Source organism: Cohnella sp. CFH 77786, from assembly GCF_019400745.1.
Lineage (GTDB): Bacteria > Bacillota > Bacilli > Paenibacillales > Paenibacillaceae > Cohnella.
The window spans coordinates 133,533-157,989 of sequence record NZ_WJIB01000003.1; the positions used below are offsets into that span (position 1 = coordinate 133,533).

Consider the following 24,457-nt stretch of genomic DNA (forward strand, 5'->3'; position numbering starts at 1 on the left):
GGCAGGCGAAGATGGACAAACGTTCGAAGTCGGCAAAAAGATCCTTGTTGTCGTACGGAAGGCTGAGGACGAGGGACACGGCAACGGCCCTATCGCTTCCGATCCGGAAGCGATAGGGCCGTTCTGCTTTCTCGACGCTTATTCCCTTGGAACCGCGTATTTGCCGGTGATCATGACCCAACCCATGCCTACGTAAGAGAGTCCCCAGAAAGCGGCTCCTATTTTCTCCATGCCCGGCAGCATCGGACCGATCATCGCGAGCAAGAGCAGCCAGACGATCCAACGAGGGAATACTTTCGCCCGGAAAGTCGCGTAGGCGAACGCGGGCGTTCCGAGGAACATGCCCGCCATGATCAGGATCCGCGTCATCAGGACGACCGGATTGTCGCCGAACGGCGCGTTCCCGTCACCGGACATGCCGGCCGCCAGAATGGCCCAAACCATGCATCCGGTTACGGCATTGAATAGGACGAGCGACAAGGCCGAAACGAACCCCAGCTTGCCCGATTCGCGCTGGACGAGGAACAAGCCGAACGAACCGAGCGCCATCAAGACGCAGGCGGCGAATCCGAAGCTCAGCTCCTGCGTGCTGTCGGTTCCCCAGACCAAGGAGGTCGGCGTCATGCCGATCCGGGCGATGCCGGCAACCAGAACGATAGAGCCGAACCATTTTCCGATTTTCGTTAAAGACATTTCCAAAGTGAATCCATCCCTTCGTTTTTCGATGCCTTCATCATAGCGGGGGACCGTTCCCGTCCCGTAGAGTCGGGCATTCCTTTTTTTCGGGAACGGGGCGGGAAAAAACGGGAACCGGGCTTCCCCGTTTGTCTGTTATAATCGAAGAAACGGACGGACGGTGGACGGTGTACGATGATGATGCGTTTTCTTGCCGCGAACGGGCGCTGGCTGCTGTATCCTCTGACCGCGCTCCTTTCCTTGACATGCATAATCCTCTATTTCCGCAGCGTGCCCGCCTATTACGAGATCCTTCGGTCAGACTGCGTTTATCAAGCCTGCGCCTTCGCGCCCGCTCCGCCGACGACCCCGGAGGCCTTGCGCGACATCGGCTTGTCCGCGGATTCCTATGCGTTTCTTTACGTGCTCATGGATGTTGCGCTCACGCTTATTTTCTATGCGGCGGCAGCCCTCACGCTGTGGAAAAGCCGCCGGGAACCGATGGGCCTTCTCGCCGTCATGATGCTGGTCAGTTTCGGCACCGCGTTTCCCTCGGTCTTGGGAGTGGCCGGGGCTGGATCGTCATTCGTGTTCGCCGCCGGCTGGAGCACGTTTATTTTATTTTTCCTGTTGTTTCCGAACGGACGGTTCGTTCCGAAATGGACCGCCGCGGCTGCCATTCTGTTTGCCGTATTGCAGCTTGCGAGCTTGGCGGATCCGGGCGGACCGGCAGACGTTTGGACGGGACCGGTGTGGGTGAAAGCGGTCGTTTTGCTTCTTCCTTTGTCGGTGATGGCGTTCTCGCAGATTTACCGCTACCGGCGTACGGAAAGCGGGGCGGAGAGGCAGCAGACGAAATGGGTCGTTTACGGTTTTACAATGGCTTTGGTTCTGTTCGCCGCGGCTAACGTCTTTTACGTCCCCGAAGTGACGACGGGCGCGCTGTCCTATTTGTATTTGAACGGTTTCGTCAATCTTTCGGTTTCCTTCGTGCCGATTACGCTGACGATCGCGCTGCTGCGCCACCGGCTGTGGGATATCGATCCGCTCGTCAACCGCACGATCGTGTACGGGATTCTTACCATATGCATCATCGGCATCTACGTCGCCGCCGTCTCGTATCTCGGGGGATTGTTTCAAGCCCGGAACAGCCTGGGCGTATCCTTGGCCGCGACGGCCATCGTCGCCGTATGCTTCGCCCCGATCAAGGAGCGGCTGCAGAAGCTCGTGAACCGGCTTCTCTACGGCCGGAAACGAGAGCCGTTCGCCGTTCTCGCCGAATTGAGCCGAGGGTGGGAACAACCGATGCCGGCCGAGGGAGTCCTCTCCGCCATGACCGGAACGATACGCCAAACCTTGAAAGTCCCCTACACGGCCATCTCTTTCACGGTGAACGGAGCGGAGTCGATCGCCGCGGAATCCGGGGAGCGTTCGGGGAAGCTTGCCGCGTTTCCGATCATCCATCGGGGGGAACGGCTGGGGGATTTGCTCGTGGGCTCCCGCGAATCGGACGAATCCTTCTCCAAGGACGACCGGGAGCTGCTCGAGGTGCTGATCAGGCAAGCGGGGCCCCTTCTGCAGGGAGTCAAATTGACGGTGGGACTTAAGCTTCTGGCGGAGGATGCCCAATCTTCCCGCGAGAAACTCGTTCTGGCGCGGGAGGAGGAACGAAGGAGGCTCCGGCGCAACCTGCACGACGATCTGGCTCCGAGGCTTGCGGCCCTGGCCCTCAACGTGGCGGCGGCGGAGCGTTATCTGGGCAAGGATCCCGACAGAGCCGCGGGTTTGTTGTCGGAATTGCGGCGGACGATCCGTTCCTCCGTCGAGGAGATCCGAAATCTCGTTCATGGCTTGAGACCGCCCGCTCTGGATGAGCTCGGCCTTGTCGGCGCCGTTCGCGAAAGGATCCACGAGCTGACGCAGCCGGTGAAGCGGCTGTCGGAGTCAATGACCGATCCGGGACTGCAAGTTCTGCTCGAAACGAATGGAGAATTGCCTTCTTTGCCGGCCGCGGTGGAGGTGGCCGCTTACCGGATCGTCACGGAAGCTCTCGTGAACGTCATCCGCCACGCCGGGGCTTCCCGCTGTTGGATTCGCATCCGCCTCGATCGCGAATGGCTTCATGTGGTCATCGAGGATGACGGCTCGGGAATGGAGAAGGAACGCGCGCCTGCGGCCAATGGAGGCATCGGCACGTTGTCCATGCGGGAACAAACGGCGGAGCTGGGTGGCCGCTGCACGTTCGGAAGAAGCGTGCATGGCGGGTTAAGGGTCCATGCCGCGCTGCCGTGCGAAGCGAGGGAGGGGAGGAATCGCGATGAGAATCATGCTGGCTGACGACCATACGCTCTTCCGCGCGGGCATCCGCAATTTGCTCGCCGCGGAAGGCGGCATTGAGATCGTGGGGGAAGTCGCGACGGGGGAAGAGGCGATTTCGAAAGCGAGAGAACTGCGGCCGGACGTGATCCTGATGGATATCCGAATGCCGGGACGGAACGGCATAGAAGCGACGAGAGCCATTCTGGAAACCTGTCCGGACATTAAAATCCTCATTCTTACGATGTTCCGGGACGATCAGTCCGTGTTTACGGCGATGCGTGCCGGAGCGCGGGGCTATATGCTGAAAGACGCGGACGAGGAAGAGCTGCTGACGGCGATCCGGGTCATCGCGGGTGGAGGAGCCGTGTTCGGCGCCGATATCGCCGCCCGCATGATGCAATTCTTCTCCGCGGTCAAACCGGCCGAACCGGAGGATCCCGCCTATGCGGAGCTGTCCTCGCGGGAGAAGGAGATCTTGGCGTTAATCGCGGAAGGTTGCGGAAACGCGGACATCGGGGCCAAGCTTCACCTCAGCGTCAAGACGGTCGCGAATTACGTCACGAGCATTCTAAGCAAGCTCCAGGTGCAAGACCGGACGGAGGCCAGGAAGCTGGCGCGGCAATGGAAGTTGGACGGGAAGCCCGCGGATGGGCTCGAGTAGGGCAGCCGGCCGATCGACAGAACTTTTCCGTATTCGTGCAATGAGAGTCAAATTTTCTTCAAAATGCAGTATAGGCAATCAAGTGCGGATCCTCCGGCTCGTGTACAATGGCGATAGAGAATGTGGCCATTACAGACGCTGAGGAGGCGCCCGCATGGAGAAGATTCGCGTAGGCGTGATCGGGCAAGGCAATATGGGCGCGGCTCACGCCGGATACTTGAGCAGGGGCGAGGTAGAAGGAGCCGTACTGACGGCCGTTTGCGACGAGAGTCCGGAGCGGCTCCGCCGGGCAATAGGGAAATACGGCGAGGATGTCAAAGCCTTCGATGACGCGTCGGCATTCTTGTCGTCCGGTTCGATCGACGGAGTGCTCATTTGCACGCCTCATTACAGCCACCCGAAGTTGGCGATCGAAGCGTTCCGCAACGGGCTTCACGTCCTGATCGAGAAACCCGCGGGGGTCTATACGCGGCAAGTCCGGGAAATGAACGAGGCCGCGTCGTCGTCGGACCGGGTGTTCGGCATCATGTACAACCAGCGGACGAATCCGATGTACCGCAAGCTCAGGGACATGATCCGGGCAGGCGAACTCGGGGAGATCCGGCGCCTGAACTGGATCATTACCGACTGGTACCGGCCGCAGTGTTACTACGATTCCGGCGGCTGGCGGGCAACGTGGGCCGGCGAAGGCGGCGGCGTGCTGCTCAACCAGTGCCCCCACCAGCTGGATTTGTGGCAATGGATCAGCGGCATGATGCCGCAGCGGATCCGGGCGTTCTGCGCCTTCGGCCAACACCGCGACATCGAGGTCGAGAACGAAGTGACGGCTTTCGCCGAATACGCGAACGGGGCGACCGCCGTATTCATCACCTCCACCTGCGAGACGCCGGGCACGAACCGCTTCGAGGTGACGGGAGACCGCGGCAAAGCCGTGGTCGAAGGCGGCCGCCTGCACGTGTGGAAGCTTGACGTCTCCGAGGGGGAGTTCAACAGAACGACCCGAGAAAGCTTCGCTCATCCGCCGAGCCGCAAGGTCGAGATCGAGCTGGAGCCCGGGGAAGGGGAGCAGCATGCCGGCATCACCCGCGACTGGGTGCGCGCGATTCGGCACGGAACGCCGCTGCTGGCTCCCGGTGAAGAAGGAATTCACGGGCTGACCTTGTCCAACGCGATGCTGCTGTCCGCCTGGACGGACGGTTGGGCGGAGCTGCCTCTGGACGAAGAACGGTTTTATCACCTGCTGCAGCAACGAATCGAAACGTCGCGGGGGGTTCGCTCATGAGCCGGGGGGACGGCATGAATTACGCGCCGCAGGGCAAACCGCGTCCCGTCGTGGAGAAGGGGGAGTTCGTCTTCGCGGCGGCATGCCTGGATCACGGGCATATTTACGGCATGTGCAACGGTCTTCTCGAAGCCGGGGGGACGCTCAAATGGGTGTACGACCCCGATCCGCGCAAGGTGGGCGATTTCCTGCGGGCTTATCCGGATACGCGGCCGGCTTCCTCGCTGGAGCAGATTCTGGAGGATCCCGAGGTGAAGCTCGTCGCCGCCGCGGCCATTCCGAACGAACGGGGGCCGCTCGGCGTCCGGGTGATGCGGAACGGAAAAGATTATTTTACGGATAAAACGCCCTTCACCTCTCTGGCGCAATTGGACGAGGCGAAGGCGGTTTGCGCCCGGACGGGACGCAAGTACATGGTGTACTTCAGCGAACGCCTCCATGTGGAAAGCGCCGTCTTCGCGGGCCAGCTGATCAGGGACGGGGCGATCGGCCGCGTCGTGCAGGTGCTGGGGCTCGGGCCGCATCGGCTCAACGCTTCGTCCCGGCCGTCCTGGTTTTTCGAGAAGGAGCGGTACGGCGGCATCCTGTGCGATATCGGGAGCCATCAGATCGAACAGTTTCTCTATTATGCGGATTGCCGGGACGCGAAAGTGCTGCACAGCAAGGCAGGGAACTACCGCAGTCCGGAATATCCGGAGCTCGAGGACTACGGGGATGCGACGCTGCTGGGCGATAACGGGGCGACGATGTATTTCCGCGTCGATTGGCTGACGCCCGACGGATTGTCGACCTGGGGGGACGGCCGGACGGTCATCCTCGGAACGGAAGGGTACGTGGAGCTGAGAAAATACGTCGACATCGCCCGGGATAAGGGGGGCGACCACTTGTACTTGGTCAACGGCGAAGGCGAGCGGCACCTGCATCTTGCCGGCCAAGTCGGGTTCCCCTTCTTCGGGGAGCTGATCCTGGACGTGCTGAACGGAACCGAGACGGCGATGACGCAGGAGCATGCGTTCAAGGCCGCCGAGCTGTGCCTTCTGGCGCAAGCCCAGGCGATTCGGATCGATGGAGGCTGGCGGGGATGAGCGGGATCAAACTGTCCGTGTTCACGGTGGCAACGCCCGACTTGAGCCCGGCGCAGCTTGCGGCGGCAGCCGGAAGGGCCGGCCTGCACGGCATCGAATGGCGCTATCAGGACGTGCCGGAGCATTTGAAAGACGCGCCGCCCTCTTTCTGGGGGAACAACCGATGCTCCATTCCGACGCGCTGGCGGGAGGAGGATCTCGAAGCGTTCCGCGAGGCGGCGGAGACGAACGGCTTGGCGTCGGCGGCGGTGGTGCCGTATTTGGCGCCGGGCGATGTGGCAGAGGCCGAGCGGGTGCTTCAGGCGGCCCGGTATCTCGGAGCGCCGTTCATCCGGCTCGGCGTTCATCGCTATGACCGGACGCGGCGGTTTGGGGAATTGTTCGAAGAGCAGCGCCGTTATTTGCAGGAAGCGGAGGAGCTCTGCCGGGCATACGGAGTCAAGGGTTTGATCGAAACCCACCACGAGACGATTGCCGCAAGCGCGTCCGCCTCCTATCGGCTCGTAGAGGGCTGCGACCCGGCGCACGTCGGCGTATTGTACGATCCCGGCAATATGGTCTACGAAGGATACGAGAATTACCGGATGGGCTTGGAGCTTCTTGGGCCTTATCTGGCGCACGTCCATGCGAAGAACGCGGGATGGGAACCGAATCCGGAAGCGGCAGGGGCGGCAAGGGAAAACACGATCTCCTGGCGTGCCGGTTGGCGGGGGCTTACCCGCGGGATCGTGGACTGGTCGCAGGTAATCGCCGATCTGAAGGCGGTCGGTTATGCGGGTTATATCGGAATCGAAGACTTCAGCGGCGAATTCGGAACGGAAGGACTTCTCGATCATTTCGCGGCGACGATGAAGCGGCTGCTCGGCTAATATCGGGCAAGCACGGCAAGGAAAGGGGGCGGGACCCATGTGGGGAAACGGCGGGTCCGAGCATCTGCAGTTCGGCTACCGGGTGGATACGCCGATCGAGCCGGAATTCCATTCGCATCCCTGGTACGAGGTTTATTACTTCCACGAAGGGGTCTGCAATTATTTGATCGGCGACCGGATTTACAGCTTGTCTCCGGGCGATTTGATCCTCATGAACGGGATGACCCTGCATTGCCCCAAAATGGATCCGCGATATCCCTACGTCCGCAGCGTGATCCATTTCGAGCCGTCGCTGCTGAAGCCGTTTCTGGAGCTGCCCCAAGGCGTGCCGTTCCTGCAGCCGTTCCAGACGCCGACCAACTTCAAGCTCTCGCTGCAGCCGCGGGAGAAGGAAGAGGTCGAACGGCTGCTCGCCGCCATGGACGAACGCCTGCGCCATGGCGGTACGGCCGCGCAGAGCCGGATGCTGCTCGTGTTCGCCGATCTGCTGCATTTGATCTACGAGTTGTGCCGGAATCCGATGAGCGAGCGTCCGGAATTGCCTTCGGAGAAGGAGAGCACCGTGCAGCGAGTCGTTTCCTACATCGAGGAACGGTTTACCGAGGATCTCGATATGGAACGGCTGCAGGCGGATCTGCATGTGAGCAAGTTCTACCTGTCCCGGTTGTTCAAGGAAGTGACGGGCGTCACGATCTTCGATTTCGTGTTCCAGAGGCGGATCAACGAGGCGAAAATATCGTTTCTCCTCGATCCCGGGCGATCCGTGACGGACGTCTGTTTTCAAACCGGTTTCAAGCATCTCGCGCATTTCAGCCGGCTGTTCAAGAGGCAAGTCGGGATGACGCCCGAGACATACCGGAAAAGGATCCGGATGCGGCAAGGCTAACTTGGCTGATTCCGATCGCGGCGGCGCTGGCCGTGCAGGCATAAGATTCGCCCGGTCGGTTCACGGCCGGCTTCGGAGCACGATGACCGCATTATGGCCGCCGAACCCGAAGGAGTTGGAGATGCCGATGCTCAAATCCGCGTACCGGGCTTGATTCGGTACGCAATCCAGGTCGAATGCCGGATCCTTGTCCTCCTGATTGATCGTCGGCGGGATGACCCCTTCCCGCAAGGTCCGGACCAAGGCGACGGCTTCCACCGCGCTGGCGGCGCCGAGCATATGCCCGGTCATCGATTTGTTCGCGGTGACCGGAATCCGATAGGCGTCTTCCGCGAACAGTCTTTTGATCGCCATCGTTTCCGAGCGGTCTCCGACCTCGGTGCTGGTGGCGTGCGCGCTGATCACGTCCACTTCGTCCGGACGGATGCCGGCTTCCCGAAGCGCCGCTTTCATCGCGCGGTAAGCGCCGTCTCCGTCCGAAGGGGTGGCCACCATATGGTATGCGTCGGAAGTGGCGCCGTAGCCGATCACCTCGGCGTAGATCCGGGCGTCCCTCCGCTTCGCGTGCGCGAGGGATTCCAGCACGACGATGCCGGCGCCCTCCGCGATGACGAACCCGTCCCTCCCGGCATCGAACGGCCTGCTGGCGCGGGACGGTTCGTCGTTGCGGGCGGACAGGGCGGTCGCGTTGCCGAAGCTCGCCAGCGAGGTTTCCGTCACCGCGGCTTCCGCGCCTCCTGCGATGACGACGTCGGCCAAGCCCGCCCGGATGAGGCGAAACGCTTCGCCGATGGACGTGTTGCCGATCGAGCATGCCGTGACCGGCGACAGGGTGGGACCTAGAGCGCCGAATCGGATGCTGATCATCGCCGCCGCCATGTTGGAGATCATCATCGGAACGAGCAGCGGACTGATCCGCTCCGGGCCCCGTTCCTGCCGCAGCTTCTCCTGCTCGAGGAGCGTCTGAATCCCCCCGGTGCCGGATCCCACGTAGACGCCCATCCGTTCTCTGTCCGCTTTTTCCGCATCCAACCCCGCATCCTCCCACGCCTGTTCGGCTGCCGCCAAGGCAAACTGGCAGAACCGGTCCATGCGCCGCGCCTCTTTGCGCCCGAAACGAGCTTCGGCGTCGAAATCCCGGACCAATCCCGCGATTTTCGACTTATGCCTGGAAACGTCGAACGTATCGATCCGGGTAATTCCCGATTCCCCGCGGACCAAACGATCCCAAAAGCGATCCACCTCGTTGCCCAGCGGAGTTATGACGCCCATCCCGGTAATAACCGCTCTCTCCATTCCCGTGATTCTCCTTCCATTCGGATTTGGTGTGCTTATCGTGCCATAGGGAATATCCTATTACAAGTAAGAGTTTATTATAGTATAATTAGCACCACCTTACCGATAAAGAGTGATCAAGCGAGGGAGAGAACCGTTGAATCAGCAGACCCGATTGGAGGCATTATCCGCCTTCTTGAAGGCGCAGCGGGCCAAGCTTCAGCCGGAGACCGCCGGCTTGCCCGCCGGCACGCGAAGAAGAACGCCCGGCCTTCGGAGGGAAGAAGTCGCCCAGCTCGCGGGAGTCAGCACGACTTGGTACACTTGGCTCGAGCAGGGCCGTGACATCCAGGTTTCGGCGTCCGTGCTGGACAGCGTCGCTGCGGCTCTAAGACTGACGGCCGACGAGCGCAGGTACTTGTACGCTTTGGCCATGGACGCCGGCCACGGAACGGCTCCGCTCCGCGAGGACATGCCGGAAATCAGCCCTTCCATGGCCAGAATCCTGCAGGAGCTTCGTACCTGTCCGACGATCATTTCCGACCGGAGATGCCGAATCGTGGGATGGAACCGGGCGGCATCCCATGTTTTCCTCGATTTCGAGCAAATTCCCGTGGAAAGCCGGAATATGATTCGCTTGCTGTTCGAAAGGAAAGAGTTTCGGAGACTTGCCGTCAATTGGGAGCATTTCGTGCGGGGATTCCTCGCCATCTTCCGCGCTTATTACGGACAATACGTGGAAGATGAATGGTATGGAGAGTTTCTGAGAGAGATGAAGGAGGCTTATCCCGATTTCGGCCGGCTGTGGGAACAGAGCGAAGTGAGCTCCGCCCCTCAGGTTCTGATTGAATTCCGGCATGCGAAGGCCGGCAAGATGCTGTTTCATTTGACCTCGCTGCAGGTGCAGGGAGAAGCCGATCTGCGGTGCAGCATCTATACGCCGGCCCCCGATTCCAATACGGAGCACAAATTGAAGCAACTGATGGAGCGCTGATTATCGGTGTCTCCAAAGGGTCATTATTTGCGCAGGCCCTCAGAATGTTACGATAGGGAAGTGTGAATGCAACAAAACAGGCTGCCGCGGCAGCCTGCTCTGCTTTATGAATGCGGGTCTGCCTCAGTCTCCCGGCCCGACCGTGACCTCGAAGCATTGCTTACGGAATCGTCGTTAGATACTCCCACTGTCGCCGTATGGGCGGGATAAACGTTGACCTCAAAGGTATCGCTGATCTTGTGGCCATGCCGGTCGTCCGCGGTCACCGTAATGACGGCCGTTCCGGCCGCTTTCGGATGGACGTTGATTTTCCCGCACTTGACGCATACCGTCGCCACTGCCGTGTCGCTCGATTGAACGGAGTACGTAAGCTGATCGCCATCCGGGTCCTTAAAGACGCCGGCCAAGGGGGTTTTGATGTCCGCGCCGCCCAGTTGGGCGTTTTGGTCCTCAATCGGGGCGATAAGGACGGGCGCCCGGTTATCGTCGCTGACCGTGACCTCGAACACATCCCTCGCATAGCCGCCCCGTCCGTCATGGGCTGAGACCATCATGGCAAACGTTCCCGCACGATATCCGGTAATCTTCCAGACGGATCCGTCGAAGCTGATGTAAGCATAGTTCTCAGCTTCACGGGAAGCGAAGGCCCAAACGGTCAACTCGTCTCCATCGGGGTCCGTGAATACCTCCGTCAGCGGTAACTCGAAAGGCTTATGGATGAATACGGTTTGATCGGGGATCAGGGCGGCGATTTCGGGCAACCGATTGCCGGGACCGTTCGATGCCGGGCCGATGGTCACCTCGAATGTATCGCTTACGGAGGCGCCATTGTAGTCTTGCGCAGTCACCGTGATCGCGGCGGTGCCGGCGGCAAGGGGGTGAATCTTCACAACGTCGCCGGAGGTGCTGACGAACGCGACTTCCCGGGCGCTCGATGCGGCCCGGAACCTCATGCCGAACACCGGATCCGCAGGATCCAAATCCGGATCCCGGAAGACATCGTTCAACTTGATCGTCAACTCTTCGCCGCGCACGTTAATCGATTGATCAGGGATTGGATGCTCCACCACCGGCGGTGCCCAGATTAGCAGATAGAAACGGGCGGTAACGGTACCTCCGCGACCGTCGTGGGCGGTCACCTTAACGAATGTGGATCCGAGCGCGACGGGCCGGATGGTTACTGCATCGTCGGTGACGCTGACCGTGGCGATATTTTCATCGTCTGAGTGCGCGGAATAGGTGAGAGCGTCGCCATCGGGATCGATGAAGTAGCCGGACAGAGATACCGTCCGTTCCTCCTGGCTGATGGGCGTGGACAGGTCAGGCGATTCATTGGAGACATATGGAGCCCCATTGAGGGGAACAACCTCCACTTCGAACGAAAGCTGGACCGAATGGCCATCTCCGTCATGCGCCACAACCGTAATCGTGGCGTGTCCGGGCGCGATCGGAGTCACGGTCAAATATTCGTCGGTCGGACCCAATACCGCCACGGTTTCGTCGCCGGAATATCCCGTGTAGGTCAACATATCCCCGTCCGGATCCGAGAACACGTAAGAAAAATGCCGGGAAAAAGGCGTTCCGAGCATCAGGGTCATATCCTTAATCGGATTAAACACCATCGGCGTATGGGCGGGATAAACCGTAACCGCGAAGGTATCGCTGACTGTGTGACCGTGGCCGTCGTCCGCGGTCACCGTGATGGCCGTTCTTCCGGCGCCGACCGGGTGCACGCTAAGCTCGCCGCATTGGGCGCATACCGTCGCCACCGCCGAGTCGCTTGATTGAAAGGCATAGGTGAGCGTATCGAAATCCGGATCCTTGAACACGCCGGTCAAGCGAATGGTTACGTCCCCGCTCTCCAGTTCAATGAATTTGTCCTGAATCGGGGAGAGGAGGGTTGGTGCCCGGTTTTCATAGCTGACGGTGACCTCGAACGCATCCCTGGCATAGCCTCCCCGTCCGTCATGGGCTGTGACGATGACGGTGCCCGTTCCCGGAGGAGTTTGCGGAGTTATCTTCAAGCGGGAGTCCGCCACGATGACGGATACTGCGCCGGAGGAGAAAGCCTTAAACGTCAGCTCATCGCCGTCCGGGTCCGTGAACACCCTTGCCAACGGCAGCTCGAGAACGGTAGGAATGAAAGCGGCTTGATCGGGAATCGGAGCGGCGATCTTGGGCAGCCGGTTTCCGGGATTGTTCGCGGCGGGACCGATTGTAATCTCGAAGGTATCGTTTACGGTGGCGCCATTGTCGTCTTTGGCGGTCACTGTGATCGAGGCAATTCCGACGGAAAAGGGGTGAACCTTCAATTCGTTGTCATCGATGCTGACTGAGGCGACTTGAGGGGCGCTGGATGAGGCTGCGTAAATCATCCTGCTCTCCGGATCCGCATCCGGGTCCCGGAAGACTCCGGATAACCCGATCGTCAACTCTGGACCGCCCACTTTCACCGTTTGGTCGGAAATCGGATTCTCCACCACCGGCGGCGCATAGATCAACAGATTGAAATAAGCGGTAAAGGTACCTCCGAGACCGTCGTCAGCGGTCACGTTAACAGCTGTGTATCCTAACGCGACGGGCCGGATGGTCATCGTGTCGCCGGCCACGCTGGCCGTCGCCATATTATCGTTAATGGGGTTAGCGGAGTAAGTAAGGGGGTCACCGTCGGGATCGTCGAAGTATCTGGGCAGATCCAGCGTCTGTTCCGCCTGCGTGATGGGTATGGAAAAGCCGATAAACTCTTCCGTGACGAATGGAGCTCGATTTTGCAGCATGACTTCGCTTGACGGTTTGCTTTCTTTCGAGAAAGCCGCGCCATTCGGGAACAATAAATACCAAAGCGATAATGCCGCGATGGCCAACAATCCCTTTTTTCCGAACAAACAGGCGTATTTCAACAAAGGCTCCCTCCCCCCAAAAAAGATACGTTTTGTATCCAGGCAATTGGATTATACTTCCAAAAACGCGAAAAGAAAAGAAATAAAAACCGCGTCTGCTGACGCGGTCCGTTCATTTATCATCTTCGATTGCCAGTCTGATTAGCGATGCTCCGTGTAAACGTTGGACTTGGTGATCACGCGGATGGCCGCGATTTCATCACCGGTGAGCGGCTGCACATCGGCTGCGCCGAGATTGTGGTCCAACTGCTCCTCGGAGCTGGCGCCGGGTATGGCGACGGATACGGCCGGATGGGAGAGGGAGTATCGGATGGCGAGCTGTGCCATGCTCCGCGCGGGGGAGACGAGCCGCTCCAGCCGTTCCCGCAACGCGAGCAATTCTTCGACTCCGTAGTCCAGGTATCCCTTGTCGATCGATCTGCCGTCCGCCAGACGCCCGCTCGCCACAGGCCCCCGGACGATGACGCCGATCCCGCGATCGTGAAGCAGCGGCAGCACTGCCTCTTCCGCCCGCCGGTCCAGGATACTGTATTGATTCATTACGCTGACGATCGAGGAACGTTCAGCATACTCCCGGATCACGTTAGGCCGGATCGAAGAGATCCCGTACTCCCGTATGAGCCCCTCCTGCTTGAGCTGCTCGAACGCCTCGATCGTTTCGCCGATCGGATCGCCGATCGTTCCCCCGTGCAGCTGATAGAGATCGATATAGTCGGTCTGCAGCCTGCGCAAGCTTTCCTTAACGGCCGACAGGATGTAAGCCTTCGACGGATCCCATACCCAGCCTTCCTGACCGGGAATCCGCCGGTTGCCGACCTTGGTCGCGATGATGACGCGATCCCGCCGTCCTTTGACGGCTTTTCCCACCAATTCCTCGTTACGCCCGGCATCGTACAAATCCGCCGTATCCAGCAGGTTGACCCCGCGGTCAAGGGCCTTGTGGATGATGGAGACGGCTTTTCCTTCCTCCGTCCCGAGCGACATGCATCCCAGCCCGATTTCGCCGACCGTCAGATCGGAATCGCCTAGCCGGTTCCTTTTCATCCTATCCGTATCCTTTCGAAAAATCCTGTTTTTTGCGTACCTGTAATCAGAAAATCATATTCCGTTGCCGGGTGCAACCCGAGTGCCATGGCGGCTGAAAAAACGAAATGTTGAGAAATCGCTGGAAAACCTCGACAATAGAGGTGAAGAACATGCTTGAAATGGATGACGGAGGCTGACTCCCGGAAGAGAGGGGTTCCGAATATGACATTCCGAATCGAAGAGGCGACAATTCGCCAGATGCAAGCCGCCATGACGGCGGGGGAGATCTCTTCCCGACAGCTGACCGTTCTGTACCTGGAGCGGATCGCGGCCTATGACAAATCCGGGATCACGCTGAACAGCGTGCTGGAAATCAACCCGGACGCTTTGTACATCGCCGAAAACCTGGATCTGGAGAGGGCCGAAGGCCATGTCCGCGGCCCTCTCCACGGCATTCCGGTCCTGCTCAAGGACAATATCGACACGGCGGACAAAATGCATACGAGCGCGGGATCGCAAGCGCTGGCGGATTCTTTCGCGCCGGAAGACGCCTTCCTCGCGAAGCGGCTGCGGGAGGAAGGGGCCGTTCCGCTCGGCAAAGCGAACATGACCGAGTGGGCCAACTTCATGACGACGGACATGCCGAGCGGTTACAGTTCCCGGGGCGGGCAGGTTCTTAATCCGTACGGTCCGGGCTTGCATACGCCCGGCGGCTCGAGCTCCGGCTCTGCCGTGGCGGTCGCGGCCAACCTGTGCGCCGCCGCGGTGGGCACCGAAACGTCGGGGTCCATCCTGCATCCCGCCTGCCACAACAGTCTCGTGGGGATCAAGCCGACGCTCGGCCTTATCAGCCGGACAGGCCTCATCCCGATCACGTACACCCAGGACACGGCAGGGCCTCTCGCGCGGACGGTAGAGGACGCGGCCATCCTTCTCGGAGCCCTGGCTGGCGAAGATCCGCGGGATCCGGCGACCCGCCCGTCGCGGGGGCGAGCCTATTCCGATTATACGAAATTCCTCGACCGGGAAGGGCTGAAGGGAGCCCGAATCGGCATTAACCGCGGGTACCAGGGAGATTTCACGAAGGAAGAGAAGGGGCTCATCGACCGGGCGATCCGGGCGATGAAACAAGCCGGCGCCGAAATCGTCGAGGAGACGAACCTGCATCACGTGGCCGATCACTCGTCCGTGCTGCTGAACGAATTCAAGTCCGCTTTGAACCGGTATTTCGCTTCGCTCGGTCCGCAGGCGCCTGTCAAGTCGCTCAAGGACGTCATCGATTTCAACAACCGCAACCCCCGGAAAATGCTGAAATACGGGCAGACCTGGCTGCTGCGGGCGGAGTATGAAACGTCGGGCACGATGACCGAACCCGAATACATCCGCGACAGGCTGAAGGACTGGCGGATGTCCCGCGAGGAAGGCATCGACAAGCTGATGGACAAGCATCGGCTGGATGCCCTGTTCTGTCCGGGCGTCACCGATTCGCCGGCCGTGGCCGGATACCCGGCAGTGATGGTTCCGGCCGGCTGCCGCGCGGACGGCCTTCCGTTCGGCGTCTCTTTCGTCGGCAAACCGTATGAAGAGCCTGCGCTGCTTCGCTTCGCGTACGCGTTCGAACAAGCTCATCCGGCTCGCGTTGCGCCCAAGCTGGATTGAGCGGTCTGCGGATGCTTTTCGAATCACTTCGATATAACGCCAATCCGTCCGGATAGGACGGCGCAAAGAGTGCTGCTGGGGACGCGCGCAGCGTCAAACGTATCTGATTTCGGCAGGTCTCCGATCCGGGTGCCTCAGACGGGTCGGCTGTCCCGCAGTCAAGGCGATGAAAGGGAAAACTGCCCTCTATTTTTGCGTAGTGGCCACACGCGGGAGATTAGAAGGAAAACTGCCCTTTAATTCCGGATATATCCCCTCAATTGCCGTTTTTTACCGAAATTAGAGGGGGGTTTCCCTCTAAATATCCCAAATCCTCGAAATGATCGGAATTAGTGGGAGTCCCTCTAAAGTTGACCGCGGGGGGATTCCGGCATACGGTTTCGAGAAACTGCCATATCCGCACGGTATCCGACAAAGGTATCCTGTCGTGAAGACTTTTCCAGGAATTCATGACTGGGCGGAATGGATTTGGTCGGTCCCCTTTACACGCCGGATACCGGTCGGGACGCCGTCAGGCAGGCGTTTTTCTCATCATTGCCCTTCAGTGGAAGACTGGATTCCGGTGAGAGGATTCCGAAAATAGGATTAGGTATTCGTGCGACATGGATTGACAATAGTGGAACTATGGAGTGATGACGTTGAATTACGGGAACTTGACCTTGCATACCGACAAATACCAGATCAATATGATGTACGCGCATTGGAAGCAAGGCTCCTTGAACAACAAGGCCGTGTTCGAGGCGTACTTCCGCAAGCTGCCGTTCGGCAACGGATACGCGGTATTCGCCGGGCTCCAGAGGATCATCGAATACGTACGCCATCTGCGATTCGCGGAAGATGACATCGCGTTTCTCAGAGAGCAAGAAGAACGGTATGACGAAGGGTTTCTGGACGAGCTTCGGAGGTTCGAGTTCCGGGGACACCTCCACGCGGTTCCGGAAGGGACGCTCGTGTTCCCGAACGAGCCGCTGGTCCGGGTTGAGGCGCGGATCTTCGAGGCCCAGCTGCTCGAAACGGCCATCCTGAACTTCATGAATTATCAAACGCTGATCGCCACGAAAGCGTCCCGGATCAAACGGGTCGCGCCGAACGACACCCTGCTCGAATTCGGGACGAGAAGGGCCCAGGAAGCCGATGCGGCGGTGTGGGGGGCCCGTGCGGCTTATTTGGCGGGCTTTCATGCGACGTCCAATCTGCGGGCGGGACAACTCTTCGGGATTCCGGTCAAAGGGACGCACGCGCACTCCTGGGTGCAGGACCACGATACGGAGGAAGAAGCTTTCCGGAAATTCGCGGAGGCGCTGCCCGATCAGGTTTCCCTTCTCGTCGACACTTACGACACGCTGAAGAGCGGCGTCCCGAACGCGATCCGGACCGCCAAACGCCTGGAGCTTGCCGGCAAGAGGCTGCAGTCCATCCGGATCGACAGCGGCGACCTGGCTTACACTTCGCAGAAAGCGCGGGAGATGCTCGACAAAGCGGGCTTAGCTTACGTCAAAATCATCGCTTCGAACGACCTGGACGAGAATATCATCCTCGATTTGAAAGCCCAGAACGCGAAAATCGACGTTTGGGGCGTCGGCACCCAGCTCATTACGGCAGCCGACCAGCCTTCCCTGGGCGGAATCTATAAACTGGTCGCCAGGGAAGACCGCGGGGTCTACGAGCCCGTCATCAAGATTTCGGGCAATCCGGAAAAAGTGTCCAATCCGGGCGTCAAGGAGCTTTACCGGATCGTGGACCGCAATTCCGGCAAAGCGGAGGCGGATTACATCGTCCTGAGGGAAGAAGAGGACGTCCGGCAGGGCAAACCGCTGAAGCTGTTCGATCCGGTCCATCCGTACCGCAGCAAAGTCGTAAAGGACTACGAAGCCGTGCCGCTCCTGCAGGCGATCTTCGCAAGCGGCGAATTCGTCTATCGCCAGCCCGCTCTGGAGGATATTCGCCGGTATCACGAGGAGCAGCTGAAGCTGTTCTGGCCGGAGTTTCTTCGCAAGCTCAATCCCGAGTTTTATAAGGTCAATTTAAGCCAGGCGGCCTGGGATCTGAAGATGGACCTGATCAAGAAGTTCCAGGAAGAAGGACAATAAACGAAAGGCAAGCCCCTTCATGCGAAGGGGCTTGCCCGATAATATCCCTGTGTACGGCACTCCGCGTTCGCGGGTTCTAAAGCAGCCGGACGCCAGCCTCGGCGAACGTCTGGAACAGGCGGCGGTCCAGCCGGGAGTCGGTGATCAGCGCCGTGACGGTGGCGATACCGTCGATGAGGAAAACCGAGTCTCGGCCTATTTTCGTATGGTCGGCAACGACGTAGGTTTCGAGAGAACGCTGCATCATGACGCGGTTCGTGTGCGCCTCGAGCTCGTCGAACGTCGTGATTCCCCGCGCGAGGGAAACGCCGTCCGCTCCGACGAACGTTTTCTGGATCGTAAGCTGCCCGAGCGTTCCGTCGGCCAGCGGCCCGGACAGCTCGAAGCTTTGCGTCCGGATGACGCCGCCGGTTACGATCAGCTGAAGCCCGGGCTGCCCGGACAGCTCGAACGCGATATTGATCGCGTTGGTCACCAGCGTTAACCGTTCGAACGGGTGCTGGCGGATTTTCTTGGCGATCTCCATGTTCGTGCTGCCGCCGGTCAGTCCGATGACATCGCCGTCCCGGATCAGCGAAAGCGCCTTGCCCGCGATTTCCCGCTTCTCCTCCGCGTTCATTTCCGTTTTGCGGTAGAAGGGGATCTCCGTCCGCACCGTCTCCAGAACCGCTCCGCCGAACGTCCGGATGAGCTTCTTCTCTTGCTCCAGCGTCTCGAGATCGCGGCGGGCGGTCGCCTCGGATACGCCGAACGTTTCCATGATGGCGCCCACCGTAATCGAGCCGATCTCCCGCAGGCTTCTCATAATGGCTTCCTGTCTTGCATCGGTCTTTCCGATCGCCTTTCATCCTTTCTTCACGCCGCATAACGGTATCTTCCTTACCATTCTACCATAACCGTTCAACCCGGACGGCCTCGGCATAAGCATCCACCTGCGCCGGATCGACCCATCCGGCCGACAGGTGCAGGGCGTTGGAGGCGCCGCAGGCGGAGGCCAGCTTGAACCATTCGGTCTCCGGCAGGCCGCGGTGCAGCCCGACGGCCGCCCCCGCAAGGAAGGCGTCCCCGCATCCCACGGTGTTGACCGCTTTCACGGGGTACGATTCGACGCGGTAGGTACCGTCCGTGCCCGCCACGAGCGAGCCTCTGTCCCCCAGCGATACGGCGACGTAACGGATTCCTTGACGGACGAGGGCGGCCGCGGCCGACGCCAGCTCCGGCTCGTTCGCGGAGATTGCGGAGGCGCCGGTCAGTTGGGCGATCTCCTCTTCGTTCGGCTTGATCAGGAACGGCGGCGGCGAGGCAGCCAGCCCATGCTTCAGCGCGGCGCCGCTCGTATCCAGGAGAACCGGGACGCCGAAGGGCTTCAACCGTCCGAGGATCTCCCGGTAAATCTCCGAAGGTCCGCCGGAGGGGATGCTGCCGGAGAGAACGATGACGGACGAGGTTTCGGCCAGCCGCTCCAGGGTCAGAGCCAGCCGGCCGTAATCCTCCGGCCGCGTCTCCAAGCCGGGCTCCAGCAGCTCCACCGGTCCGCCGGAGTCCGGAATGACGTTCAGGCAGACGCGGGATTCGCCGCTCTCCGCTTGAACGAACTGGTGGCGCAGGCCATGCTTGGTCAGCTCCGTTTCGATGAAGCGGCCGGCGCTTCCGCCTACGATGCCTGTGGCGACGACGTTCTCGCCGAGCAGATGGGCGACTCGCGCCACGTTGATTCCCTTGCCGCCCGGCTGGGCGATCATGCGGCTGACCCGGTTCGCCTTGCCCGGGGTCAGAGCGGGCACGAAATAGGTTTTGTCGACGGCGGCATTGAGCGTCACCGTCGTGATATGCTTGCCGGTCATGCGCGATCTCCGGCTTTGCCGGCGGACCCGCAGAGCCGGATCTTGGCGGCGGCGGCTTCGCGGAGCGCGTTTTTGGCGGGCACCATGTATTTGCGCGGATCGTTCTCGTCCGGGCTTGCGGCGAATACCGCTTTGATGGCGTCCGTGAAGACGATCCGCAGCTCGGTCGCCACGTTCATTTTCGACATGCCGAGCGAAATGCAGGTTCTCACCTGAGCGTCGGGGATACCGGAGCCGCCGTGCAGGACGAGCGGCACCGCCACCTTGGAGGCGATGCGTCCGATCCGGTCGAAATCGATGTTCGGGTCTCCCTTATAAATGCCGTGCGCGGTGCCGATAGCCGGCGCGAGCGTCGGCACGCCGGTCAGCTCCACGAACCGGGCGCACTCGTCCGGGTCCGCGAGCAGCGCGTCCTTGTCCTCGACGACGATGTCGTCCTCCACGCCGCCCACTTTGCCCAGCTCCGCCTCGACGTTCACGCCGGCCGCGCGCGCGACTTCGACGACCTTGGCCGTCTGCCGGACGTTCTCGTCGAAGGGCGAATGGGAGGCGTCGATCATGACCGACGTATAGCCGGCGCGGATGCACCGGACGATGAGATCGAAGTCGGTGCAGTGGTCCAGGTGAAGCGCGATCGGCACCGAGCTGCGATTCGCGGCCACGGTCGCCGCGGCCGCGATGTAATCGGGACCGAGATGTTTGACCGTGCCGACCGTCGATTGGAGGATGAGCGGAGAACGCAGCTCCTCCGCCGCTTCGACGACCGCTTGAAGCATTTCCAGGGTATGGACGTTAAACGCTCCTACGCAGTAACCGCCCGCCCGGGCCGCCTGCAGCATCGATGTGGATGAGACCAACGGCATAACGAATCCTCCTCGCGGATGCGGGTTATTGGATTTTCACGACCTGCGTCAAATTGCGGGGTTCGTCGGGGTTGACGTTCCGCTTGAGCGCCGTGTAGTAGCCGATGAATTGCAGCAGCGGCAGCGTCAGCGCGGCACGGGCATCGTCGCTCAGCGCCCTGCCTCCGGTGACGAACGCAAAGTCGGCGATCGCGGTATCTTCCCCCGTCTCGCTCGCTGCGACCAGCACCTTCGCCCCATAGGCCTTCATCTCTTCCGCGACCTTCAATTCATACGCGCGGGCCTGCTCGGAGAGGATCAGGACGACGAGCGATCCCGGCTCGATAATCGACTTCGGTCCGTGTCGGAACTCCAGCGTGCCGAAGCTCTCCGTCCACACGTTGGCCATTTCCTTGATTTTGAGGCACGCTTCCTGGGCGATCCCGAACAACGGCCCCATTCCGAGGTAAATATAATTGCGGAACAGGTCATGGCCGTCCACGATCTGCTTGGCCAGCGCATCCGCCGCGGGCACGAGCGAGGCCCCCAAGGTCAAAGCCTCGTCCATCTGCTCCAAGAGGCCGGTCGAACCGGAAGCTAGCGCGATCGCCGCCTGCATGAGAAACGTCATGCTGCTGAACGATTTCGTCATCACTGTGCTCCGTTCCGCACCGAGCGGCGAAACCAGGCAGGGCGCCAGCCGGGCCATCGAGCTGTTCGGGTAACAGGTGATGCCGCAGACGGTCCAATCCGGCAAATCCATGACGGACCGGATCGCGAGCACGACTTCGGACGATTCGCCGGAGCGGGACACGCCGACCAGCAGCTTGCGTCCCGGGGTCGACGAATGGCCGCGGAACAGCAAGATGTCGGAAGACGGATACGCGTATGCTTTCCTGCCCAGCCAGCTGCGGAAGGTGGCGGCCATGATTTGCGCTTGGTAGTACGAAGAGCCGGAGCCGATAAAGATCGTTTCGTCGTAGCCTCCGTCCCGCAAATGGTCCTCAATCCAGTCCCGCTGTTGTTCGAGTTGCTGCCTGGCTGCTGCCCATGCCTCATGCTGCCCGGCAATTTCCGGGTACGTCAACGTGCCGTAAGCGGCCATGCGAATCTCTCCTTTACGATCCATGGTGGTCATCTTCGCTCCCACTATATCGCAATAAAATGATTTATTCAATCACAAAAATGACCATTACAATCATTTTAAAGATTGATTTTTGATAGCAAGAGACCTATAGTGAAGGGAAAGCGCGGCAACAAGGAAAAGTGCCGGTCGTCCCGTAATGGCGGGAAAAGAGGAGGCAGCGGCGATGGGAAGGTATGCGTTCGGTGTTGACGTCGGAGGTACGAATATCGAGTGCGGAATCGTCCGTCCGGAAGGCACGCCTATATGGCGGAGCCGCGTCCGCACCGAACCGCGGAAGGGCAACGAACACGTCATGGCGCTGATCGCCGGCCAGGTGCGGGAAGGGTTGCGGGAGACGGGGATTCCGGCGGAGGACGTTCTTGCCGTCGGGGTCGGCATGCCGGGACTGGTCGAGCCGCTGCGAGGGGTTTCAATCCGATCGACGAACCTGTTTTTCCGCGATTATCCGGTTGCGGCGAAGCTGATGGAGCTGACGGGACTGCCGGTTTATATCGAAAACGACGTAAAACTGTACGTATACGGGGAATCGTGCTATGGCGCCGGGAGGGGCTATCGGCACGTGCTCGGCTTGACGCTGGGCACCGGACTCGCGGCAGCGCTCGTGAACGACGGCCGCCTCTATAACGGCAGCGGGTGTCCGGGCGAGATCGGGCACATTCCGATCGACGAGATCCCTTATCCGTGCGGATGCGGGCTGACCGGCTGCCTGGAGACGGCGGTGTCCGCCACCGGCCTCGTACGGCAAGCGGTCTCAGCTCTGGCGGACGGAAGCGGCGATCATGCGGACAGCTTGCTGGCCAAGCTATACCCCGACCTGGGACAGCTGACGGCCAAAGACATCTCGGACGCTTACGATCAGGGAGACGCGCTGGCCGTCGCGATCATGGAGCGGTCGGGCCGGCTGCTGGGGAGGACGCTCTCCTACATCGTCCCGATGGTCAGCCCGGACGTCATCCTCGTCGGAGGCGGAGCGGCGCAAGCCGGAGACCGGCTGCTCGGTCCGGCCAAAGAAACGCTGTACGCGAGCATAATGCCCGTTTACCGGGAGAACTTGGCATTCGTTACGGGGGAGCTGGGCAGCGACGCCGGCGTTCTCGGGAGCGCCAAGTGGGCGTTCGACCGGTCGGCAGGCGAGTGATCTCCGGGGGGGTGAAGCAAGGCCTAAAGCGGTTGCCGGGCAGGATTGACAAGTTTTGGGGCCTTGGCCATAATGGGAAAGCATACATTGAGGTTTAGAAAGTATCCTCTCCCATTTCTTAACCGGAAAGAAGGCTTCCCTTCCCGTGTCCAAGTCCACCAACATCGCGATGGTCACCGCCGGCCTGCTTGCGGCGCTCTTCATCGGAGCGCTGGACGTCACCGTCGTGGCCACGGCCATGCCCCGAATCTCCGAGGATTTGCAAGGCATGAGCCTAATGAGCTGGGTATTCTCGATTTATACGCTGACCACGTGCGTGACCACCCCGATTTTCGGAAAATTGACCGATCTGTTCGGCCGCAAGCTCGTGTTCGCGATCGGAGTCGTCTTATTCGTGCTCGGATCGGTTCTTTGCGGACTGGCGGAGTCGATGACGGCGCTCGTTCTGTTCCGAGCCGTGCAGGGAATCGGCGCGGGGGCGCTGAATCCCGTGTGCTTCACCATCGTGGGCGATATCTTTCCCGGGGAGAAGCGCGCCCGCATGATGGGCGTCTTCGGTTCCGTCTGGTCGGTCGCGGGCCTCCTGGGTCCGCTGGTCGGGGGGTATTTCGTCGATTACGTCAACTGGCGGTGGATTTTCTTCATCAACGTTCCGATCGGCATCGCCGCCCTCGTACTGGTCGTCATTTTCCTGCATGAGCGTTTCGAGAGGAAACGGAAATCCATCGACTACCTCGGCGCCCTCACGTTCACCGTCTCGCTTTCCACGCTGATGTACGCGCTGCTCAGCGGCGGAGAGCAGCATCCATGGGATTCGCCGCTGATCGTCGTGCTTATGGCTGCGGCGGTTTTGTTCCTCGTTCTGTTCCTGTGGGTGGAGAGGAGGGCGGAAGAGCCGATGATGCCGCCGGCCATCTTCAAGATTCGCGTCATGAACGTGGCGAACGTCAGCGGTTTCCTCGCGTTCAGCGTCACGACGGGCATGATGGTTTACGCTCCGGTCTGGATCCAGTCGGTGCTCGGCCACTCGGCGACGGGCTCCGGCTTTACCGTCATGCCGATGTCGCTCGCTTGGCCGCTGGCCGCCACGATCGTGGGAAGAATCATGTACCGCGTCGGCATCAAGGCGTCCGTCGTGTTCGGCTCGCTCGTCGTGCTGGCCGCGGGCGTTTGGCTCGCCGCGATGACCGCGGATTCCCCGTACGCCTATTGGGTAGGGGTCATGGTCCTGTTCGGCTTCGGCATGGGATTCGTATCCACTCCGTCCGCGGTCATCATCCAATCCGTCGTCGGTTGGGAAATGCGCGGGGTGGCCAACGCAACGAACTCGCTGATGCGTTCGCTGGGACAAACCGTCGGTGTCGCCGTTTTCGGCACGATCTTCAACCATTACGTCACGACCGACCCCGGGACGAAGCCGGAGCTCGCGGCGGGCATGCACGCGATATTCGTCCTGCTTGCCGCGATCACGGCGGCCAATCTGATCGCCGTCCTGTTCCTGCCCGGTCACGCCAAAGTAATGGCGCAGCAGAAATCGCATTGACGGCAAACGTCAGAGGAGCGGAATCAAGGCGGAGCTTCGGTTTTGCCTTTTTTCTGCGATTGACCATTTAATGAACAACGATCAAGTAAACTCCATCGGCGAATTCGAATGCATCGAGTGAATCAAGCCAGATGAAGGGCTTGCCGGTAAATCTGTATGAAATTTCGAATAGAATGGCGGGAATGCTGGGGAAAAGAGTACATTCCATTATGAATTTTCATA

Annotated in this window: 19 protein-coding genes; 11 read left to right on the forward strand and 8 right to left on the reverse strand. The window is 60.4% G+C overall.

Translation table 11 applies throughout. From position 1 onward, the window contains the following. Positions 1-138: 138 nt before the first annotated feature. A complete protein-coding gene (locus tag GE107_RS05800; RefSeq protein ID WP_219638732.1) occupies positions 139-699 on the reverse strand; it encodes a hypothetical protein in 561 nt (186 codons plus the stop codon). Between the two features lie 171 nt (positions 700-870). On the opposite strand from GE107_RS05800, the gene GE107_RS05805 reads away from it, so the two are divergent. From GE107_RS05805 to GE107_RS05830, 6 genes are all read left to right on the forward strand, one after another. Next, on the forward strand, positions 871-3,012 hold the full coding sequence (locus GE107_RS05805) for a GAF domain-containing sensor histidine kinase (RefSeq protein WP_219638733.1): 2,142 nt from the start codon (positions 871-873) through the stop codon (positions 3,010-3,012). After that, complete coding sequence (locus tag GE107_RS05810) at positions 2,993-3,655, forward strand: response regulator transcription factor (RefSeq protein WP_219638734.1); 663 nt, start codon at positions 2,993-2,995, stop codon at positions 3,653-3,655. The genes GE107_RS05805 and GE107_RS05810 overlap by 20 nt, the downstream gene beginning before the upstream one ends. A 154-nt stretch (positions 3,656-3,809) precedes the next feature. Next, entirely contained in the window at positions 3,810-4,937 is a 1,128-nt protein-coding gene (locus GE107_RS05815; RefSeq protein ID WP_219638735.1) for a Gfo/Idh/MocA family protein, read from the forward strand. After that, entirely contained in the window at positions 4,934-6,022 is a 1,089-nt protein-coding gene (locus tag GE107_RS05820) for a Gfo/Idh/MocA family protein (RefSeq protein WP_219638736.1), read from the forward strand. Before GE107_RS05815 ends, GE107_RS05820 begins: the two co-directional genes overlap by 4 nt. Before the next feature lie 5 nt (positions 6,023-6,027). Continuing rightward, positions 6,028-6,891, forward strand: coding sequence for a sugar phosphate isomerase/epimerase family protein (locus tag GE107_RS05825; protein WP_219638972.1), 864 nt, complete (start codon positions 6,028-6,030; stop codon positions 6,889-6,891). A gap of 37 nt (positions 6,892-6,928) precedes the next feature. After that, positions 6,929-7,777: a helix-turn-helix transcriptional regulator gene (locus tag GE107_RS05830; protein WP_219638737.1), complete on the forward strand. Its 849-nt coding sequence runs from the start codon at positions 6,929-6,931 to the stop codon at positions 7,775-7,777. Between the two features lie 60 nt (positions 7,778-7,837). Here the strand turns inward: GE107_RS05830 and fabF are convergent, their stop codons facing one another. Then, positions 7,838-9,073: a beta-ketoacyl-ACP synthase II gene (gene fabF / locus GE107_RS05835; RefSeq protein WP_219638738.1), complete on the reverse strand. Its 1,236-nt coding sequence runs from the start codon at positions 9,071-9,073 to the stop codon at positions 7,838-7,840. A gap of 136 nt (positions 9,074-9,209) precedes the next feature. Between fabF and GE107_RS05840 the strand changes: the two genes are divergently transcribed. Continuing rightward, complete coding sequence (locus GE107_RS05840; protein ID WP_219638739.1) at positions 9,210-10,046, forward strand: helix-turn-helix transcriptional regulator; 837 nt, start codon at positions 9,210-9,212, stop codon at positions 10,044-10,046. A 104-nt stretch (positions 10,047-10,150) separates the two neighbouring features. Here the strand turns inward: GE107_RS05840 and GE107_RS05845 are convergent, their stop codons facing one another. Next, the gene (locus tag GE107_RS05845; protein ID WP_219638740.1) at positions 10,151-12,946 is read right to left on the reverse strand and encodes an Ig-like domain-containing protein; all 2,796 of its coding nucleotides are present in this window, start codon (positions 12,944-12,946) and stop codon (positions 10,151-10,153) included. A 141-nt stretch (positions 12,947-13,087) separates the two neighbouring features. Then, a complete protein-coding gene (locus tag GE107_RS05850) occupies positions 13,088-13,990 on the reverse strand; it encodes an aldo/keto reductase (RefSeq protein WP_219638741.1) in 903 nt (300 codons plus the stop codon). A gap of 165 nt (positions 13,991-14,155) precedes the next feature. On the opposite strand from GE107_RS05850, the gene GE107_RS05855 reads away from it, so the two are divergent. Next, positions 14,156-15,631 carry an amidase gene (locus tag GE107_RS05855; RefSeq protein WP_219638973.1) on the forward strand — a complete coding sequence of 492 codons (1,476 nt, stop codon included), beginning with the start codon at positions 14,156-14,158 and terminating at the stop codon, positions 15,629-15,631. 638 nt (positions 15,632-16,269) lie between these two features. Next, complete coding sequence (locus GE107_RS05860) at positions 16,270-17,721, forward strand: nicotinate phosphoribosyltransferase (protein WP_219638742.1); 1,452 nt, start codon at positions 16,270-16,272, stop codon at positions 17,719-17,721. 76 nt (positions 17,722-17,797) lie between these two features. On the opposite strand, the gene GE107_RS05865 is transcribed toward GE107_RS05860, so the two are convergent. Genes GE107_RS05865 through GE107_RS05880 form a run of 4 tightly spaced genes read right to left on the reverse strand, consistent with a single transcriptional unit; the run spans position 17,798 to position 21,512 of the window. Beyond that, positions 17,798-18,559: a DeoR/GlpR family DNA-binding transcription regulator gene (locus GE107_RS05865; protein ID WP_370636294.1), complete on the reverse strand. Its 762-nt coding sequence runs from the start codon at positions 18,557-18,559 to the stop codon at positions 17,798-17,800. 49 nt (positions 18,560-18,608) lie between these two features. After that, positions 18,609-19,565, reverse strand: coding sequence for a 1-phosphofructokinase family hexose kinase (locus GE107_RS05870; protein ID WP_219638744.1), 957 nt, complete (start codon positions 19,563-19,565; stop codon positions 18,609-18,611). Next, complete coding sequence (gene fba, locus GE107_RS05875) at positions 19,562-20,428, reverse strand: class II fructose-1,6-bisphosphate aldolase (protein ID WP_219638745.1); 867 nt, start codon at positions 20,426-20,428, stop codon at positions 19,562-19,564. The genes GE107_RS05870 and fba overlap by 4 nt, the downstream gene beginning before the upstream one ends. 25 nt (positions 20,429-20,453) lie before the next feature. Further along, positions 20,454-21,512, reverse strand: a complete 1,059-nt coding sequence (locus tag GE107_RS05880; protein WP_219638746.1) for an SIS domain-containing protein — start codon at positions 21,510-21,512, stop codon at positions 20,454-20,456. Positions 21,513-21,717: 205 nt separating this feature from the next. Between GE107_RS05880 and GE107_RS05885 the strand changes: the two genes are divergently transcribed. Next, a complete protein-coding gene (locus GE107_RS05885; protein ID WP_219638747.1) occupies positions 21,718-22,692 on the forward strand; it encodes an ROK family protein in 975 nt (324 codons plus the stop codon). A 145-nt stretch (positions 22,693-22,837) separates the two neighbouring features. Continuing rightward, positions 22,838-24,235, forward strand: coding sequence for an MDR family MFS transporter (locus tag GE107_RS05890; protein ID WP_370636275.1), 1,398 nt, complete (start codon positions 22,838-22,840; stop codon positions 24,233-24,235). Positions 24,236-24,457 lie beyond the last annotated feature (222 nt).

Coding starts and splice junctions, on each gene's coding strand:
- GE107_RS05805 (WP_219638733.1), top strand. CDS start 871: ATGATGATGCGTTTTCTTGCCGCGAACGGGCGCTGGCTGCTGTATCCT.
- GE107_RS05810 (WP_219638734.1), top strand. CDS start 2,993: ATGAGAATCATGCTGGCTGACGACCATACGCTCTTCCGCGCGGGCATC.
- GE107_RS05815 (WP_219638735.1), top strand. CDS start 3,810: ATGGAGAAGATTCGCGTAGGCGTGATCGGGCAAGGCAATATGGGCGCG.
- GE107_RS05820 (WP_219638736.1), top strand. CDS start 4,934: ATGAGCCGGGGGGACGGCATGAATTACGCGCCGCAGGGCAAACCGCGT.
- GE107_RS05830 (WP_219638737.1), top strand. CDS start 6,929: ATGTGGGGAAACGGCGGGTCCGAGCATCTGCAGTTCGGCTACCGGGTG.
- fabF (WP_219638738.1), bottom strand. CDS start 9,073: ATGGAGAGAGCGGTTATTACCGGGATGGGCGTCATAACTCCGCTGGGC.
- GE107_RS05850 (WP_219638741.1), bottom strand. CDS start 13,990: ATGAAAAGGAACCGGCTAGGCGATTCCGATCTGACGGTCGGCGAAATC.
- GE107_RS05855 (WP_219638973.1), top strand. CDS start 14,156: ATGACGGAGGCTGACTCCCGGAAGAGAGGGGTTCCGAATATGACATTC.
- GE107_RS05870 (WP_219638744.1), bottom strand. CDS start 19,565: ATGACCGGCAAGCATATCACGACGGTGACGCTCAATGCCGCCGTCGAC.
- fba (WP_219638745.1), bottom strand. CDS start 20,428: ATGCCGTTGGTCTCATCCACATCGATGCTGCAGGCGGCCCGGGCGGGC.
- GE107_RS05880 (WP_219638746.1), bottom strand. CDS start 21,512: ATGGCCGCTTACGGCACGTTGACGTACCCGGAAATTGCCGGGCAGCAT.
- GE107_RS05885 (WP_219638747.1), top strand. CDS start 21,718: ATGGGAAGGTATGCGTTCGGTGTTGACGTCGGAGGTACGAATATCGAG.